Genomic DNA, 16,575 nt, shown 5'->3' on the forward strand with positions numbered 1-16,575 from the left:
CGCCGCCAGCGCGCTCTGCGTGCCCGCCAGGGCCGGCGCCAGCGAGATTAGATAGTGCGCGGCGGCGGAGACCGACACCGCCACGGTGAGGACGTAGTCCACCATGAGGGCCGCGGCGACGGTCACGCCGGCCCCGTTGCCCAGATTTCGCCGGGCGATCTCGTAATCGCCACCGCCTGAAGGATAGGCGTGCACTGATTGACGGTAGGACGCTATGACCACCAGCAGCACCACGATGACGGCGAGACCCACCCAGGGCGACACAGCAACAGCTGTAACGCCCGCCAGCGCGAGGGTGAGGAGAATCTCGTCCGGCGAGTACGCTGCCGAGGACAGCGCGCTGGTGGAGAACAGCGGCATGGCGATCTTCTTGGGCAGGGTCTCATGCCGGAGCCGGTCATTGCGGAACGGTTTGCCCACCAGCACCCGCTTGACGGCCTCGAAGAATGTCAGCACAGCCCACAGACTAGCGCGTTTGAGCGGCGTCGCCTCTACCGGACCACTACGCTTAGGTCTGACAATCGGGAAGCAGACAACCAGGGGTGGTCAGTGGCGCATTTCGTAATCATGGGTTGCGGCCGGGTGGGAGTCAGCCTTGCGCATACGCTCGACGAGTCCGGGCACAGCGTTGCGATCATCGATCAGGACGACCGCGCGTTCCGCCGGCTGAGGGGCTCATTCGGCGGCCGCAAGGTCACGGGTGTGGGGTTTGACCGCGACACCCTGAAAAACGCCGACATTGAAAACGCCTATGCCTTTGCGGCTGTCTCCAGCGGAGACAATTCGAATATCCTTGCAACCCGGGTTGCCCGGGAAATCTTTCACGTGCCGCACGTCGTCGCCAGGATCTACGATCCCGGACGGGCCGAAATCTACCAGCGGCTGGGAATACCCACGGTGGCGGCGGTCCGGTGGAGCGCCGACCAGGTTCTGCGCCGGATTCTGCCTGAACAGAGCATCAACGGTGACTTCCGTGAATCCTCGGGCAGGCTCATCCTCGGTGAACTCGCACTCCATGACGGTTGGCTCGGCAGGTCTGTGAAGGAAATCGAATCAGCGGCAGGGGTCCGCGTTGCTTACCTCACCCGATTCGGTGAGGGAATGCTGCCGGTCTCCGGGACCAGCTACCAGGAAGGCGATGTAGTCCACGCCATGATGGAAACTGTCGCAACAGACGAAGTGGCTCGGGTACTGTCGAAGCCGCCTCGGGAGGAGCAGGAATGAAGGTTGTCATCGCCGGGGCCGGGAGTGTCGGGTCATCCATCGCGCGGGAACTTCTCTCCAATAACCACGACATCCTGCTGATTGACGAGAAGCCGGAGGTGGTCGGCCGAAGCGGATTGAAGGGCGCGCGCTGGCTGATCGGCGATGCCTGTGAACTCACCACCCTGAAGGACGCCCGGCTGGACGAGGCCGACGTCGTTGTCTCGGCTACCGGTGATGACAAGGTGAATCTGGTGGTTTCCCTCCTCGCGAAGAGCGAGTTCGGGGTAGGGCGCACCGTGGGCCGGGTCAACAACCCGAAGAACGACTGGATGTTCGACGACTCCTGGGGCGTGGATGTAGCGGTGAACACTCCGCGGCTGATGACCGCGCTCGTGGAGGAAGCGGTGGAGATCGGCGACCTGGTGCGACTGCTGACGCTACAGACAGGTGTCTCAGCGATTGTGGAGTTCACTGTTCCGCAGGATTCCCCGCTCGTGGGACGGACTCTCGGATCGATTGAACTGCCGGCCGACTGCACGGCCGTGGCGATCCTCCGTGACGATGCCCCCATCACGCCCAGCCCCGATGATGTTGTCGAAGCCGGCGATGAACTGTTCTTCGTCGCTGCAATTGCCGCGGAAGACGCACTGAGAGCAGCTCTACGGCCCGCTTCCTGACAAGCCTGTGTCAGGCCGGGGGATGCTCCTTCTTCACAAGCGCCGGCCGGGAGACGAGCCAGGCGAACCAGAGCCCGAGCGCATAGAGCGGAACTCCCATCGCAACCCGGGCGGTGCCGAGCGCCGCGATGTTGTCTGCCAGATACAGCGGCACCTGCACGATGAGCCTCAGCGCGAGCACGGCAACGATCAGCCAGGTGGCCAGCGAGTAGGCCCGGATCCTCGACGCGTTCCTGCGCCACTCGGTTCCCTCTCCCCGGATGAACCCGAAGAGCAGCCCGGCCAGCGGCCACTTGACCGCAATGGAAACGACCATGCCCACGATATACGCGGCATTGGTGAAAAAACCCGGAAGGAAAAAGTCTTCCGCGTTGCCGGTCCGGTTGGCGACGAACGCGCAGATTCCCACACCAATCAGCCCGGACAGAGCCTGGGTGAGCGGTGTCTTGGTCAGCAATCGTGTGATCGTGAAGACGGCCGAGACGGCAAGGGCAACGATGAGCGAGATCTGCAGGTCCCGCAGGATGGTGAAAACCACCGTGAACAGAAGACCCGGAAGGATGCTCTCGGCCAGACCACGCATACCCCCGATCGACTGGAGGACGTCAATTCGCCCGCTTTCGTCCTGACGAACCCCGGCCTTTGCCGCATACTGGCCGGCAAGCGCACTCATGCTCAAGTCTGGAACCGGTTCCCCGGGATTATCCGAGGCGTCGCCGCCGGTGCGGTCCTCAGCGGGCTGGTTCACAGTGACTCCTCAGGACGGCAGACAATCTCGTACCGCGGGTTGTGGATGGTGGGAATGCCGTCGATGAGGCTGACCATGCCCTCGAAAGCCAGATCGACTCCGGGGTCGATCCCCGGGATGCGGCGCTGGCCGATCCAGACAAGCCGGACGCGGGTTCCCGGGGACGCGGCTTCCGCGGCCGGGGAGGCAGCCCGCTGGGTGTGCAGGGCAATCGTGGCGTCGAACTGCGGCGCGGAGCTGCGTGGCAGAATCCTCACCCGTTCGACGAAGCCGCTGCCGGCGAACCGTCCGCGCGCCGGTAATGGAGCCGGTGCCGCTGCCGGGTTCCCTGGTGCACCGTGGTCAGCCAATGTGAGTGATCTCGGGGCCCCGCCGAAGCGGGTCATCCGGTGTCGCTTTTGGCTCCTCAGGCTGCTCAGGCTGCTCAGGCTGCTTCGGGGCTCCGGCGTCCTTCGGCAGCTTGAGCGGAAGAAGTTCACGCGGAGGCAGCGGATGGTCTCCTCGAACCACAACCACGTTGCGGAAGAGCTGCTCCATGGGCCCGGCGATCGCAGGATCCATGGCAGCGGGGCCGCCGAACACTCCCCGGAGGAACCACCTCGGACCGTCAACGCCGACAAATCTGGCAACGCGGAAACCGGCGCGGCCGTCCGGTGTCTGCGCGGGTAGCTTGGCAATCAGTTCAGTCCCGAACTCGCCCTGCCGCTCCGAGACGGTTCCGCCCTGCGAGCCCACCGAGGCACCAATCTGCTCACGGATTTCATCCCAGAGCCCCTCCGACCGTGGAGCGGCGAAGGCCTGGAGCTGCAGGTTGGAGCCATTGATATCCAGCGTCACAGCGATCACGCGTTTGGTCCGTTCCTCAACCTCGAGGCGGAGCTGAAGGTTCTCGGCAGCGGCAATGCGGAGGGCGCCGAGGTCGATGTACCCCGCCGCTGTGTCTTTCTCCGACTCATCGAATGGGCCTGTTGAAGCACGTCCGGGAGTCGGCTCAGCCTGAGCTGGAGCATTCTCTGCACCACGTTCTTCGCGGTCCCCTGCGGTTTCGTCAGGCGAGATCGATGCCGTGTCGTCTTGAGCTGTCTCTGCTGCTTCGCTCTGATGCTGGCTTTTCTTGCGGCGCCCGAAGATCATGATCGGGTTCCTCCTTCGATGGTCATGGGCAGCTGGTCGCTGCCGGTCGGTTGCGTCAGCGTGAGGCTTCTGCGGTCGGAGCGAATCCGCCCGTGGATCCGAAACCGCCGGCTCCGCGCGCTGAGTCCGGAAGGTTCTCCACCGCTACGAATGTCGCCTGCTCCACCTTCTGAATAACCAGCTGGGCGATGCGGTCGCCCCGGCGGAAAGTCAACGGCGCCGACGCATCGGTATTGAGCAGCGTCACGGCAATTTCTCCGCGATAACCGGCGTCTACCGTGCCGGGCGCGTTGACCACAGTGATTCCGTGCCGTGCAGCCAGCCCCGACCGGGGGTGGACGAACGCCGCGTACCCTATCGGCAGTGCGATGCAGACACCGGTAGGAATGAGTGCGCGCTCGCCCGGCTGGAGTTCGAAGTCGATCCTCGTGGACAGGTCGGCGCCGGCGTCACCGGCGTGTGCATAAGCAGGTGGTTCGAGTCCGTCGTCGAGCATTTTGATCTGCACGGATAGAGCTTCCGCGGTATCAAGCATGTCTTCTCCTGCACGATTCTTTGATGGCACGGTTCTTTGGGGGCGGGCACTGCACGCGCTGCTCACCGGCGCGATGCGCCGAAAGCGCGGAATGCGCCGGAGCCCTTTGCTCCTTTTACTCTAGCGCTTCCACCTGCGGGCCAGCGCCTTCGCGCCAGGATGAAAAGCGGTCGGAAAGGTGCTTAGCTAGCTGACATGCCTACAGGATCCGCCGGTGAATCGGTTCTTTACGAAGAGAAGTTGTGGCCGGCACCGTGGATCTGGATGGTGGTGGCCGGCGCAGCCGTCGCCTCGGTGTTCACGTTCATACCGATCAGCATCGAGGCGGGGATTGTTGCCGCCGTCGTTGTTGCGGCCGTATTGACCACCCTGCTGGTGCTGTCCACACCGCGAATTCGGGTAACCGCTGCGGAACTCCAGGTGGGCAAGGCACAGATCGAGCGCCGGTACCTCGGCGACGTCACGGCGTTCACAGGCGCCGACGCCACCGCGCAGCGCGGAACCGAGCTGCATGGGAGGGCCTACCTCTGCATTCGCGGGTGGATCTCGCCCGTCGTCAGGATCACGATCGAGGACGCAGAGGATCCCACGCCGTACTGGTTGACGTCGACGAGGCGGCCGGAGCAGCTCAAAGCCGCGCTGACCGCCCCGGCGCAGGGAGGGTGACGCTTCGGCACGCGACACGAACGGGTGAGAGCATCCGGAAGATAGCGGAAGTCAGCCTTCACAGTCCTTGCAGTAGGCCAACCCGCCCTTTTCCTTCGCAATCTGTGAGCGATGACGCACCAGGAAGCACGAGGCACACGTGAATTCGTCGGCCTGGGCGGGGAGCACGCGCACAAGCAGTTCTTCGCCGGAGAGGTCGGCGCCGGGAAGCTCAAAGCCTTCCGCAGCCTCCGTCTCATCCTCGTCGACAACCGCGGACTGCTTGTCCGTGCGGCGGGACTTCAGCTCTTCAATCGAGTCTTCGCTGACTTCGTCATCAGTCTTCCGCGGCGCATCATAGTCAGTCGCCATAGTTAGTAGTTCACGCTCCGGTGGATGTAAGTGGTCATAGGTGCCATGGTCAAATCCGCGCTACAGGAACGGTGCCGTAAAGCGCAGGAATCCTGTCCGTGTCACAACGCTGAGAGGGCCGCTTTTGTGCCCGCACCGCAGAGATTGTTGCTGATCGCTCCCTCAAAAGCCAATCAGAGCACAAGTTCCGCGCCACACCAGGGATGGAGTAGGAGCCAACCCCTTTGAATGGCAGAGTTTCACTGAAAGTAATGTATGTCGGCTGGAGGGTTTTTCATGCAGGAGCTACGGCTGGTAGGCGTGGATGAGGGCGGAGGTCATCTGCTGCTGAGCGGTGAGGGCGGGGCTTCGTTCCGCCTGCCCGTCAACGAGGCGTTGCGGATGGCGAGCTCGAGGCCATCCACACGTCCGGCGGCACGGCAGGAGCCGTCCGCTGATACCGAGCGGCCGGGCGGTGCAGCCAAGCGCCCCTCCCTTGCGCCCCGAGATATTCAGGCGAGGATCCGCAGCGGCGCAACCGCCCAGGACATCGTCGATGAGACGGGCGTCGAACTGCAGCACGTGCTGCGCTACGAAGGCCCGGTCCGCGCCGAACGCGACTACATGGCTCACCTGGCGCAGCGCGTGGAAGTCGCCTCCCCGCTGCCGTCCAATGACGGATACCGCTCCGCGTTCGGCGAAAGCCCGGCCCAGCTTGAGGATATGGTGCGCTTCCGGCTGCGCGCCTTCGGAGTGGACCCTGATACAGCGCAATGGGACGCCTGGCGAAAGCCGGATGGTTTGTGGGCGGTCGTGGTCAGGTTCGAGCTGCCCACAGGATCCGCCGCCTCCGTCGGTGAGGAGCCGCCGGCGCAGTGGACGTTCAACCCGTCCCGGCGCGCGGTCCTCAACGCAAACCGCTGGGCGCAGGTCCTGAGCGAGCTTGAGCCGCTGGATGGTCCGCTGCCCTCCCGGAAGCTGAGTGCGGTCGCGGACAGGGTCTTCGATTTTGAAACGGATGCGGCCGTTGACTCCCCTGAAGAGGACGATTCCGACGAACTGCTCGAAGTACTGCGCTCACGCCGAGGGCAGCGGCTGGGTGCGGATGAAGACGGCGATGATGCGCTGGCCCTGATGCTCGCCAAGGGCCACATTCCAGCCGCTCACCCCCGCCAGGGAGCTGACGAGGCAGAGGGCACCGACGATTCCGGCAGCGCTGATCCGACTCCCTTCCCGGGGCTGAGCCTGGCTCCCTCCATTTTTGAAGGCAAAGACTCCGAAGACCACACGTACGACGACGGCACTCCCCGTCTTTTCGAAGGCGTCAGCACCGACACGCGTGAAGTAAGCGTCATCGCGAGGCCGCAGCGCTTCGCCCGCGACACTGACGAGGCTGCGGTTCCGCGGTCCGAGAGCAGGGGGTCGGACCGCCGCTCGGAAGGGTCACCGGAACGAGTTCCGGAATCGGAACCGGACGATGCTCCAGCCAAAGCAACTGATCAGAACGCTGACCGGAAACTGAAGCCCCGGCGTTCCAGCGTGCCCAGCTGGGACGAGATCGTGTTCGGGACCAAGGGCGACTAACAGTCCCCGGTCTCAGAGCCTTGCGGCAGCCGGATCGAAGGGCAGCGGCACGTCGCTGCCGGCGTGGGTGCGCGCAGTATGCGCCGTCACTCTGCGCATATGGTGCCTCCGGCAGAGCGTCTCATAACCGATCACCGGACCGGCCGGAAGATCGAGTTCATCGAGCCCTCCGCCCGTCAGCCGCGGCTGGCCGGGATCGCTTTCGGTGCTGGACGGTTCAACATCTCCGACCACCATCTGTTCTCCCTCGACGACCATGACGCCGTCAACCGTGCGCGCGTTGTGCGTGGCCCGGCGCCCGCACCAGCACAATGCCTCCACCTGAAGGACCTGCGTCCTGTCGGCCAGTTCAATCAGCCGCCGCGACCCCGGAAACAGCTGCGTGCGGAAGTCGGAGGTGATTCCAAAGGCGAAGACGTCTATGGCCATGTCGTCGACGATGCGCGCAAGCTGCTCAATCTGCACGGGCGTGTAGAACTGCGCCTCATCGCAGATGAGGTAGTCGACACGGGTTCCGTGAGTGCGGCTTCTGACCAGCTCCTCCCAGAAATCGGTGTCAGAGCGGACCTCAGTTGCCTGGGTCATGAGTCCCAGCCGACTCGAGATGACAGACTCCCCCGCACGGTCATGAGAGCTGAAGAGCAGCCCGGCGCGTCCGCGGGCGCTGTGGTTGTGATCCATCTGCAGGGCAAGAGTGGACTTGCCGCAATCCATGGTCCCGGAGAAGAAAATGAGCTCGGCCATGGATTAGCGTCCGACCATCCGAACCGGACCGGGCCCCGGCTTCACCAGGGTGAGCAACGGCACTTCACGCTCGGCACGCGTGAGGGAGCCGTGCTGACCAACGATCTCGAGTGCTGACGCCGGGACCCGGCGGGTGTCGTAGAACGCTACCGGTTCCCTCGCTGCGATCAGGACATCCCCGATCCGAGGCTCGACGTCCGGCGAGACTGTCCCGAACAGTCCTGCGGTGATCGCCTCCTTTCGGGTGAGGATCCACGCATGCGCACTGTGCGCCGTCCGCCAGGAATCGACTAGACGCTGCATGCCGGCGTCAGGCAGGTCCGGCTCTGTATAGAGGTGAACCATGCGCGGCTCTCCTCCGGTATGCGCGACGCCGTCGACCAGCGAGGCATCAGCCGAGAAGTCGACGTGCTGCTCCGGCGCAACATCCACCATGCCGTGATCCGCCGTCAGCAGCAGCAGGGTGTGGGGCGGGACCTTCGCGGCGAGGGATCGCATGGTCCGGTCCAGGTCTTCAAGCCGGTCCCCCCACTCGGGAGAAGCACAGCCTGAGCGGTGCCCGGTCTTGTCGAGCTCATTCAGATAGAGGTAGACGAGCGCCTGATCGCTCGCACCCAGCGCCTTGCACACCGCCTGCACCCGTGCCTCGGGGGTACCTCCTGCCACGTACCTGCCGCCTCGCAGCGCTGCCCGGGTCAGCCCCGACCCGTCGAAGCGCGCGAGCCCTACGCTCGTGACTGGAAGTTCGGCTGCGACCCTCTCAAACACCGTGGGGTGGGGCTGCCATCGTCCGGGTTGCACCATGGCATCCCAGCCGCCGAGCATGTTCACCACTTTGTCCTGTGCAGGGTCCAGGACGTCGTAGCCCACCAGCCCGTGTTGTCCCGGCGCCAATCCGGTGCCGAGTGAGGCGAGCGCGGCCGCCGTCGTGCTCGGAAAGACCGATCCCAGCTTGCGGGACGAGTCGAGGAACTGCCGCAGGAAAGGTGCATGGCCGGAGCGTTTGCGCAGCAGCGCGGCGCCGAGTCCGTCCACCAGCACCACACACACCCGAGGCGCGGCCGGCAGGTCCAGTGCATTGGGAAATCCGGGGAGTCCGAGAGCTGACGCAGAACTGGTGAAGACCTCGGCGATGGTTGAGCGGCCGTAGGCGGGCGCGGCTGGGAGAGGCTCCGTGTGGAGCGGTGAGGTTGGCACGGGCAGGACTACCGCCCGTGATGGGCTCGGCTGAAACGGGTGGCCAGCCCGGGCTGCCTCCGGTTTGGTCCCGGCTGGTTCACGACGACGCCGGAGACGGCCGGATTGGCGGTGCTCACCGTGCGCAGGGCACGGGCGAAGGACTTGGCGTTCTGCACAGCCTGCAGACCGTCAGCTTCCGCGCTGACGCGAAGCACGATGTCTTCCTGTGCGATGGTGCCGGTGTACCCGTGATCGGCATCGCACTGCGGATCGCCGCAGCTCGCCGGTCCCATGTCCAGCCGCTGACCGCCGGACCAGGCAATGCCGAGGGTGAGTTCACGGACGGGATCGGACGGTTTGTAGTTCTGCGGCTGCGCGTACTGGTAGCTGAGCACAACCGAGCGGATCTGGCTGACCGGAACCGACTCGGTGGACACCTGCGCCGTTACTTGCTCTCCGGTGTCGTCCAGTTGTTGGTCATCCACGTGCGTGACCACCAGCATGTCCTCGGTCAGAACAAGGACGGTGATGTGCCGTCGAATTTCGGTCCGCTCGAAATGGGTCTCCAGATGAACCACGTGCGAGAGGGGTTCCCTGCCATCCAGGGCATCATGGACGACGTCGGCCACCAGCCGCGGGTAGAAGCCCGCTCGTTCGAGGGAGGCATCCAGGTCGCGGCGTTCCGCCGACAGCGATGGAGTCATGATTCCAGTGTGACTTATGCCGAGGGCGCACGCCTAACCGGTGTGGACCGAGGCACCGGCCCGGCGGGGCTGCCTGGGGCGAGTCAGTCGCGCATCGCCCGGCGTGCGCTGTCAGTGCGTTGCTGGGGGTTTCCTACGCTGATTTCTGCGCTGAGGACGGCGAGCCCGCTGGCTGAGACCAGAACCGGGTTGAAACGCAGCAACGCAATCTCGGGATGCCGGTCCTTGAGCAGGGCAACCCGCAGGAGGAGATCCTCGATGGCTGGAACGTCCACTGGCGGCAGCCCCTGGTAGCCGAAAAGCCGTCGGCTTGCCCGCGGCGTCCGGAGAAGATCTGCAGCGTCCAAAGTGGTCAGCGGCGGAATGCCGTGCGCCCAGTCGTCGAGCAGGTTCACCGCATCTCCGGCCATCCCGAATGACACTACAGGTCCAAGCAGGGGGTCCTCGATCGCCCTGATCACGCAGGCCTGCCCCGGCGGCGCCATGGGCTGGACTTCCAGGCCGGGACTCCCGAAGGGGCGAAGTTCGGCCCGCATGGCTTCGATCCCCGCGCGCAGGCCGGAGGCATCCGGGATGTTGAGCCGCACTCCGCCGAAATCGAGGCGGTGCCGCAAATTCTCTTCAACCGTCTTCAGCGCAACCGGCCATCCCAGCGAGTCTGCGGCCTCGACAGCCTCGTCAGCTGAATCGAAGGGAATCGAGGGCAGCACGTTGATGCCGTAACAGTCGAGGAGCTCGTGCAGCTGGCCGCTGTCGAGACGGCGCAGCCCCACATCCCGCACATCGGACAGGACACTGCCGAGCAGGGCAGCAGCGCCTTCCTCATCGACGCTGTCCAGCTGCGCGAACACACCATGCTCGCGCTCCCTCCAGCGGCTGTACCGGACGACCGCGCCCAACGCAGACACAGCGGCTCCGGGACTGGCAAAGCAAGGTACGGAGGCGTCACCGTCTCCGGGCTCGTCCCCGCGGCGTGAATAAGTACCGCGGGCGGCACGCAACCCCTCAAGCTGCGCGGCCGGATCCAGCACGCCGGTGAAGCATGCGACAACTGGCTTGGCCGCAGCGGCGCCGCACTCCTGCAGCACCGGCAGGATCGCCTCGAAGGAGAGCCCGACCACCGGAATGAGGGTGAGAATGAGGGAGTGCACCTCCGGATCCGCGAGTGCCTCGGTGAACGCCGTTTTGAGGGCGGACAGTGCCACGGACTGCCCTGCGTCGAGATCAAGGTGCGCATTCAGCCGCACCACGTTCAGTTCCTGTGCAAGCGCCGCGTCCGCGAGCACTTTCCCCAGGGCAAGTGAGTTGCTGAAGACAGCCACTCCCGTTCCGCCGGGAACAGGCTGGCCGACCACAATCTGCGCTACGTCCATCAGTTGTTCGGTGGTCTCGACGCGGATTACCCCGGACTGCCGCAACATCGCGTCGAGTGCGCCACTGGGCGCCTGCGTTGTGCGTACCGCATGGCCGGGCGGCAGCTGCAGTCCCATGACGTCGGACTTGGCGACGATAACCGGCTTCATGCGGGAAAGTCTGCGTGCGATCCGGGAGAATTTGCGCGGATTGCCGATCGACTCCAGGTACAGTGCTACGGCCCGGGTGTTCGGATCATCCTCCCAGTACTGCATGGCGTCATTACCGGAGACGTCCGCCCGGTTGCCGGCGGACAGCGCCGAGGACAATCCGATGGCGCGCCGGCTGGCGGCGGCATGGAGCATGACGCCGATTGCTGCTGACTGACTGAAGAGGCCCAGCCCGCCACGCTCCGGCAATTCGGGCGCCATCGATGCATTCAGCCGCACGGCTGGATCCGTGTTGATGATGCCCAGGGATGCCGGACCCACAACCCGCATGCCGTAGGAACGGGCGCTGTGCACCAGCGCGCGCTGGCGCGCGAGTCCTTCGCCGTCGTCGTCGGCGAACCCCGCCGTCGCGACAAGCAGCCCTTTCACACCTGCCCGCCCGCACTCCCCGGCGACAGCGAGCACCTGATTGTAGGGCACCGCAATCACGGCGAGATCCACAGGATGGGGTATCTCTGCAATGGAGCCGTAGGCCACCATGCCGTTAAGCTCGAACGCCTCGGGGTTGACGCCGGCAACCGGTCCAGTGAATCCACCGTCGACGATGTGTTCGAGCAGCGAGTAGCCCACGCTCCCCCAGCTGCGGCTGGCACCGATCACTGCAACCGAGGACGGCGCCAGCAGGGTCTGCATGCTGCGCGCCTCGGCGCGGTGCTCACGTGCTTCCATCACTGCGCGGGACTTGTCGGTCGGGTCGATATTGAACGTCAGCTCCACGACACCGTCATCGAAGCGGCGGTCCACCTCGTAGCCGGCTTCGGCGAACACCGTGATCATCTTCCGGTTTTCGGGCAGCACCTCGGCGGTGAATCGCCGGATGCCGTTCTCCCGGGCTGCGACGGCGAGGTGCTCGAGCAGGATAGACCCCAACCCCCGGCCCTGATAGGCGTCAGATACGTTGAAGGCGACCTCGGCCTCGTCGGGATCATCGAGGCGGTCATAACGGCCGATGCCGATGATGTCCTGGCCACGGGTCACGACGAAGGCCACGCGGCCCGCGTGGTCCACCTCGGTGAACCGCTTGAGTTCCCTGGCGCTCAGCGAGGCCTTATAGGTGAAGAACCGCAGGTAGATGGAGTTCTGGGACTGCCTCATATGGAATGCCTGGACGGCGTCCGCATCCAGCGGCGAGATGGGCCGGAGATGGCCGGTCGAGCCGTCCCGCAACACGACGTCCGCCTCCCAATATTCGGGGTATAGTCCGTCAGCCACCATAGACTCACAGTAGTGGGCGGCTGCCTTTTCCGTCAGCCGGAGCCCGGTTGCCGTCCGCCCACACGACCTACCGACCACCGCATACCACCTACGCGATCAGCTGCCGAAGGATTCGACACACCATGGCAAGGCGCCAAGCCACACCCCCCGAGAGGGATTACACCGAGAAGATCATCGACATCGACGTCACCTCCGAAATGGAGGGCTCCTTCCTGGAGTACGCCTATTCGGTGATCTACTCGCGTGCCCTCCCGGACGCCCGCGACGGCTTGAAGCCGGTACAGCGCCGGATCCTGTACATGATGACTGACATGGGTTTGCGTCCCGACCGCGGTCACGTGAAGTCGGCGCGCGTGGTCGGGGAGGTCATGGGCAAGCTTCACCCCCATGGCGATGCAGCCATCTACGACGCCATGGTGCGCATGGCCCAGGACTTTTCGCTCCGCCTTCCCCTGATTGACGGGCACGGAAACTTCGGTTCGCTCGATGACGGCCCGGCCGCTGCCCGCTACACCGAGGCGCGGCTCGCTGCTGCGGCCCTGACCATGACGGACCACCTCGGCGAGGACGTCGTCGATTTCATTCCGAACTACGACAATCAGCTCACCCAGCCCGAGGTCCTCCCGGCAGCCTTCCCGAACCTCCTCGTCAACGGGGCAACCGGAATCGCTGTCGGCATGGCCACCAACATGGCGCCGCACAACCTCGGGGAGGTCATTTCAGCGGCACGGCACCTGATCGACAACCCGGACGCCACGCTGGAAGACCTCATGCGCTTCGTTCCGGGGCCGGACCTCCCGAGCGGCGGCAAGATCGTCGGGCTGGACGGCATCCGTGACGCGTATGCGAGCGGCCGCGGCTCCTTCAAGACCCGCGCCACCGTGGAGGTTGAGCAGCTTTCGGCCCGCCGCACCGGGTTGGTGGTCACGGAACTGCCCTACATGGTGGGGCCGGAAAAGGTGATCGAGAAGATCAAGGATGCTGTAACAGCGAAGAAGCTGCAGGGCATTTCCGACATCGTGGATTTGACTGACCGTACGCACGGGCTGCGGCTGGTCATCGAGCTCAAGAACGGCTTCAATCCCAACGCCGTGCTGGCGCAGCTCTACCGGTACTCGCCGATGGAGGATTCCTTCGGCATCAACAACGTCACCCTGGTGGACGGCCAGCCCCGCACCCTCGGTCTGGTCGAACTGCTTCAGGTGTACGTCAGCCACCGGATCTCGGTTGTCCGGCGCCGTACCTCCTACCGGCTCGGGAAGAAGAAGGACCGGCTCCACCTCGTTGAGGGCCTGCTGATTGCCATTGTGGACATCGACGAGGTCATCCAAATCATCCGGTCCTCGGATGAGGCCGCAGCTGCCCGCGAGCGGCTGATGGCAATCTATGATCTGACCGAGATCCAGGCCAACTACATTCTTGAACTCCGGTTGCGCCAGCTGACCAAGTACTCCCGCATCGAGCTGGAGAAGGAGCAGGACGAGCTGCGCAGGGAGATTGCCGCACTTGAGGAAATCCTCGGCTCCGAGCAGAGGCTGCGCGGGCTGGTATCGGATGAACTCGCCGCCATCGCGGAACAGTTCGCCACGCCGCGGCGCACCGTGCTTCTGGAGTCGGAGGCCAGCGCGCCCTTGAAGGGCACGGTTCTGCCCACGCCTGCCGGCAACGGAGCCAAAGCGCCTCTTGCCCTGGAGATCGCCGACGACCCCTGCTGGGTTCTTCTCTCGACCTCAGGACAGCTCGCCCGCACCACGGGACGGGAGCCGATGTCCGACGGCGGCCAACGCGTCAAGCACGACGCCTTCGCCTCTGTTGTCGCAACCACCGCCCGAGCGGAGATCGGCGCCCTCACCTCGGCGGGCCGCATGCTGCGGCTCCAGGTTGTGGACATGCCCGCTCTGCCGCCGACGAACACCACACCGAATCTGGCCGGCGGGGTTTCCATCAAGGAGTTCATCACGCTGGAGCGCGGCGAATCGCTGGTGGGCCTCGTCCCGCTGGACAAGACGTTCGCGCTTGGAACCGCCCAGGGGATCGTCAAGCGTGTAGTCCCGGACTACCCGCTCAACCGGGATGATTGGGAGGCAATCACCCTCAAGTCGCGGGACAGTGTGGTCGGCCTTGCGGCCGCTGAGGACTCCGACGACCTCGTTTTCATCACCCGGGAAGCGCAGCTGTTGCGCTTCCCGGGTGGCGCCGTCCGGCCTCAGGGACGCACCGCAGGCGGCGTGGCCGGCATCAAGCTGGGAGCTGAGGACACCGTCCTCTTTTTCGGTGCGGTGCGCGCGGGAGATCCTGCCGCCGTCGTCGTCACCATCGCAGCCGGGAGCGAGGCACTGCCCGGAACCACCCCCGGATCGGTGAAGGTGACGGAATTCGCAGAGTACCCGGCCAAGGGACGGGCAACGGGCGGCGTCCGTTGCCACCGCTTCCTGAAGGGCGAGGACCATCTGGTGCTTGCCTGGGCGGGACACGGGCCGGCGCGGGCCGTATCAGCCACCGGCGTTGCCCGGGCACTTCCGACCGAACACGGGCGCCGCGACGGGTCAGGGGTGGCGCTGTCACAACCCGTCGAGGCGATCGGGCCAAGTCCGGAGTAGGAGCCGGTACTACTCCGGCTGCGCGAGCTGCTTCTCGAAGACCATCGACCGGCGCGTTGGGGTGTACCCCATGCGCTCATACAGGCCGAGGGCGCCGGAGGGGTTCTCGGTGTCCACGCCCAGCCCGGCGTTCTCCATGCCGTCTGCCTTGAAACGGCGCATGGCTTCGGCCAGGAGCGCAGGTGCGAGACGACGCCCACGCCAGTCGCGTCTCACGCCCAGCAGCTCGGTGTAGCCCTCATCGTGGCCGACCAGTTCCCTGGACTCGGGGTCATAGCTCGCGATCTCGTACGCGGCCACCTCACCGGAGGAGTTGTCGATGGCGGCAAGGCTCCACTCCGCCCGGAACTCCGGGTGGCTGACGGTGAACCGCCAGCTCTCCTCATCCCGAGGCTCACTCCCCCAGTGATCCTGGAAAGCCTCGTTATGCGCCAGGCGGATGGCCTCGGAGAGGTCGTCGCTGAACGCTACGATCTCGAATTCCGGGTCGAGATCGACCTCCGGGATGTCCTCCGAGAGATCGCGGGTCATTTCCGTGAACCACCGGGTGATGGTGCCGCCGGCCGACTCCATGAGCGCGCGATGCCCCGGATTGAGCTCCTCCACGTAGGAACGGATGAAGCCTCCTTCCACCCCTGCTTCCGCCAGTCTCTTACCCGCACGCTCGACCTGCCAGCCGTGAATCGCCCGGCCGATCCCCCGCCGTCGCCATTCCGGATCGACTCCCCCGAAAACGTGCACCAGCTGTGAACCCGGATTTGCACTGATCCGCCCGAAGGCGCGCGGTGTGCCGCCATCATCGAAACCCATGACGGTGTCCAGCACGGGATCATTCTTGGAAGCTTCGAGGACTTCCTCCAGGTCAGCGCGCTGTTCGATCCAGTCCGGCTTGTCAGCGACCGCCATCCGGCGTAGCAGCGACTCCCAGTCCTCAAGGTCTGTGGCTGTTATTGCCCGCCAGCTCAGCTGCTGGTGGGTTGGAATGAGCTCAGGCGTAGGCATGCTCCCAGCTTAAGTGATTGCCCTCGCTGCCGGCAGCCAGTTCGACGCCGGTGTCACAGCGGAACGCTTCGGCGCGGTCGTGGGTGACCAGGAGCACCGGCCGATCCCCCAGCCCGCTCCGCAGGTCACGCAGGAGGCGGAAAGCGCCGTCGGCGTCAAGGTGGGCAGTGGGCTCGTCGAGGATCAGCACCGACGCTCTGGTCAACAGCGCGCGGGCAACCGCGAGGCGCTGCCGCTCGCCGCCGGAGAACCTGTTCCCGCCCGGGCCGATTTTGGTGTCCAGCCCGTCCGTGCGCCCCCGCACGGTATCGGCCAGCCCTACGGCTTCGAGAACCCGCCACAGCTCATCATCATCAGCGTGTTCCTGCGGGGAACGGGCAAGCAGGAGGTTGGCCCGCACCGAGGAGTCGAACAGGTGGCCTTCCTGCGGGCACCAGGCGGCGGGCAGCATTCCGCCGTCAGCCGCGGCCCCTGCCAGGTAGCTGCCGCTGCTGAGTGGCAGGAACCCGAGCAGTGCGCCGATGAGGGTCGATTTGCCGCTGCCCGAGGGACCCGTGAGTGCGGTCCAGGATCCACTCCGCACCGAGAGCGTGACGCCCTCTACCACTGGAGCACCGGGCTCGTACCCCACAGCGGCGTCCACCAGCGCGAGCACCGCCGCGTCCACG

17 protein-coding genes are annotated in these 16,575 nt (G+C 65.3%); 5 read left to right on the forward strand and 12 right to left on the reverse strand.

Features of this window, described 5'->3' with window-relative positions:
- Positions 1 to 456 (reverse strand): amino acid permease (locus P4U43_RS15260; RefSeq protein ID WP_277359503.1); only part of this gene is annotated, 456 nt, incomplete at its 3' end.
- Positions 457 to 549: 93 nt separating this feature from the next.
- Here P4U43_RS15260 and P4U43_RS15265 point away from each other — a divergent pair.
- A complete protein-coding gene (locus P4U43_RS15265; RefSeq protein WP_056547271.1) occupies positions 550 to 1,224 on the forward strand; it encodes a potassium channel family protein in 675 nt (224 codons plus the stop codon).
- Positions 1,221 to 1,883: a potassium channel family protein gene (locus P4U43_RS15270; protein ID WP_056547268.1), complete on the forward strand. Its 663-nt coding sequence runs from the start codon at positions 1,221 to 1,223 to the stop codon at positions 1,881 to 1,883. Before P4U43_RS15265 ends, P4U43_RS15270 begins: the two co-directional genes overlap by 4 nt.
- A 10-nt stretch (positions 1,884 to 1,893) precedes the next feature.
- Here P4U43_RS15270 and P4U43_RS15275 read toward each other — a convergent pair whose 3' ends face one another.
- The 4 genes from P4U43_RS15275 to dut form a co-directional block, all read right to left on the reverse strand.
- The gene (locus tag P4U43_RS15275) at positions 1,894 to 2,631 is read right to left on the reverse strand and encodes a DUF3159 domain-containing protein (RefSeq protein ID WP_404800757.1); all 738 of its coding nucleotides are present in this window, start codon (positions 2,629 to 2,631) and stop codon (positions 1,894 to 1,896) included.
- Positions 2,628 to 2,888 carry a hypothetical protein gene (locus P4U43_RS15280; protein ID WP_277359504.1) on the reverse strand — a complete coding sequence of 87 codons (261 nt, stop codon included), beginning with the start codon at positions 2,886 to 2,888 and terminating at the stop codon, positions 2,628 to 2,630. The genes P4U43_RS15275 and P4U43_RS15280 overlap by 4 nt, the downstream gene beginning before the upstream one ends.
- 85 nt (positions 2,889 to 2,973) lie before the next feature.
- On the reverse strand, positions 2,974 to 3,765 hold the full coding sequence (locus P4U43_RS15285) for a DUF3710 domain-containing protein (protein ID WP_277359505.1): 792 nt from the start codon (positions 3,763 to 3,765) through the stop codon (positions 2,974 to 2,976).
- 55 nt (positions 3,766 to 3,820) lie between these two features.
- Positions 3,821 to 4,300 (reverse strand): dUTP diphosphatase, encoded by a 480-nt coding sequence (gene dut, locus P4U43_RS15290; RefSeq protein WP_277359506.1) that lies wholly within the window; start codon positions 4,298 to 4,300, stop codon positions 3,821 to 3,823.
- A gap of 195 nt (positions 4,301 to 4,495) precedes the next feature.
- On the opposite strand from dut, the gene P4U43_RS15295 reads away from it, so the two are divergent.
- Positions 4,496 to 4,966: a DUF3093 domain-containing protein gene (locus P4U43_RS15295; protein WP_277359507.1), complete on the forward strand. Its 471-nt coding sequence runs from the start codon at positions 4,496 to 4,498 to the stop codon at positions 4,964 to 4,966.
- Between the two features lie 51 nt (positions 4,967 to 5,017).
- On the opposite strand, the gene P4U43_RS15300 is transcribed toward P4U43_RS15295, so the two are convergent.
- Positions 5,018 to 5,317 (reverse strand): DUF4193 domain-containing protein, encoded by a 300-nt coding sequence (locus tag P4U43_RS15300; protein ID WP_056547253.1) that lies wholly within the window; start codon positions 5,315 to 5,317, stop codon positions 5,018 to 5,020.
- A 276-nt stretch (positions 5,318 to 5,593) separates the two neighbouring features.
- Between P4U43_RS15300 and sepH the strand changes: the two genes are divergently transcribed.
- Complete coding sequence (sepH, locus tag P4U43_RS15305; RefSeq protein WP_277359508.1) at positions 5,594 to 6,880, forward strand: septation protein SepH; 1,287 nt, start codon at positions 5,594 to 5,596, stop codon at positions 6,878 to 6,880.
- A gap of 12 nt (positions 6,881 to 6,892) precedes the next feature.
- On the opposite strand, the gene P4U43_RS15310 is transcribed toward sepH, so the two are convergent.
- From P4U43_RS15310 to P4U43_RS15325, 4 genes are all read right to left on the reverse strand, one after another.
- Positions 6,893 to 7,624, reverse strand: coding sequence for a thymidine kinase (locus P4U43_RS15310; RefSeq protein WP_277359509.1), 732 nt, complete (start codon positions 7,622 to 7,624; stop codon positions 6,893 to 6,895).
- Positions 7,625 to 7,627: 3 nt separating this feature from the next.
- Positions 7,628 to 8,821, reverse strand: a complete 1,194-nt coding sequence (locus P4U43_RS15315; RefSeq protein WP_277359510.1) for an alkaline phosphatase family protein — start codon at positions 8,819 to 8,821, stop codon at positions 7,628 to 7,630.
- An 8-nt stretch (positions 8,822 to 8,829) separates the two neighbouring features.
- Positions 8,830 to 9,507 carry a DUF5998 family protein gene (locus P4U43_RS15320; protein WP_277359511.1) on the reverse strand — a complete coding sequence of 226 codons (678 nt, stop codon included), beginning with the start codon at positions 9,505 to 9,507 and terminating at the stop codon, positions 8,830 to 8,832.
- A gap of 83 nt (positions 9,508 to 9,590) precedes the next feature.
- Positions 9,591 to 12,305, reverse strand: a complete 2,715-nt coding sequence (locus P4U43_RS15325; protein ID WP_277359512.1) for a bifunctional acetate--CoA ligase family protein/GNAT family N-acetyltransferase — start codon at positions 12,303 to 12,305, stop codon at positions 9,591 to 9,593.
- A gap of 122 nt (positions 12,306 to 12,427) precedes the next feature.
- On the opposite strand from P4U43_RS15325, the gene P4U43_RS15330 reads away from it, so the two are divergent.
- Positions 12,428 to 14,905, forward strand: a complete 2,478-nt coding sequence (locus tag P4U43_RS15330) for a DNA gyrase/topoisomerase IV subunit A (RefSeq protein ID WP_277359513.1) — start codon at positions 12,428 to 12,430, stop codon at positions 14,903 to 14,905.
- A 9-nt stretch (positions 14,906 to 14,914) separates the two neighbouring features.
- Here the strand turns inward: P4U43_RS15330 and P4U43_RS15335 are convergent, their stop codons facing one another.
- Entirely contained in the window at positions 14,915 to 15,907 is a 993-nt protein-coding gene (locus tag P4U43_RS15335; RefSeq protein ID WP_277359514.1) for a GNAT family N-acetyltransferase, read from the reverse strand.
- A partial coding sequence (locus P4U43_RS15340; protein ID WP_277359515.1) for an ATP-binding cassette domain-containing protein occupies positions 15,894 to 16,575 on the reverse strand: 682 nt, incomplete at its 5' end. The genes P4U43_RS15335 and P4U43_RS15340, both read right to left, overlap by 14 nt.

The organism is Arthrobacter vasquezii (genome assembly GCF_029455255.1).
In the GTDB taxonomy this organism is placed as follows: domain Bacteria; phylum Actinomycetota; class Actinomycetes; order Actinomycetales; family Micrococcaceae; genus Arthrobacter_D; species Arthrobacter_D parietis.

Bases quoted from the DNA above. Each gene is read 5' to 3' on its own strand.
- P4U43_RS15320 (WP_277359511.1), bottom strand. From the start codon at position 9,507: ATGACTCCATCGCTGTCGGCGGAACGCCGCGACCTGGATGCCTCCCTC.
- P4U43_RS15270 (WP_056547268.1), top strand. From the start codon at position 1,221: ATGAAGGTTGTCATCGCCGGGGCCGGGAGTGTCGGGTCATCCATCGCG.
- dut (WP_277359506.1), bottom strand. From the start codon at position 4,300: ATGCTTGATACCGCGGAAGCTCTATCCGTGCAGATCAAAATGCTCGAC.
- P4U43_RS15325 (WP_277359512.1), bottom strand. From the start codon at position 12,305: ATGGTGGCTGACGGACTATACCCCGAATATTGGGAGGCGGACGTCGTG.
- sepH (WP_277359508.1), top strand. From the start codon at position 5,594: ATGCAGGAGCTACGGCTGGTAGGCGTGGATGAGGGCGGAGGTCATCTG.
- P4U43_RS15295 (WP_277359507.1), top strand. From the start codon at position 4,496: ATGCCTACAGGATCCGCCGGTGAATCGGTTCTTTACGAAGAGAAGTTG.
- P4U43_RS15335 (WP_277359514.1), bottom strand. From the start codon at position 15,907: ATGCCTACGCCTGAGCTCATTCCAACCCACCAGCAGCTGAGCTGGCGG.
- P4U43_RS15310 (WP_277359509.1), bottom strand. From the start codon at position 7,624: ATGGCCGAGCTCATTTTCTTCTCCGGGACCATGGATTGCGGCAAGTCC.
- P4U43_RS15300 (WP_056547253.1), bottom strand. From the start codon at position 5,317: ATGGCGACTGACTATGATGCGCCGCGGAAGACTGATGACGAAGTCAGC.
- P4U43_RS15285 (WP_277359505.1), bottom strand. From the start codon at position 3,765: ATGATCTTCGGGCGCCGCAAGAAAAGCCAGCATCAGAGCGAAGCAGCA.
- P4U43_RS15330 (WP_277359513.1), top strand. From the start codon at position 12,428: ATGGCAAGGCGCCAAGCCACACCCCCCGAGAGGGATTACACCGAGAAG.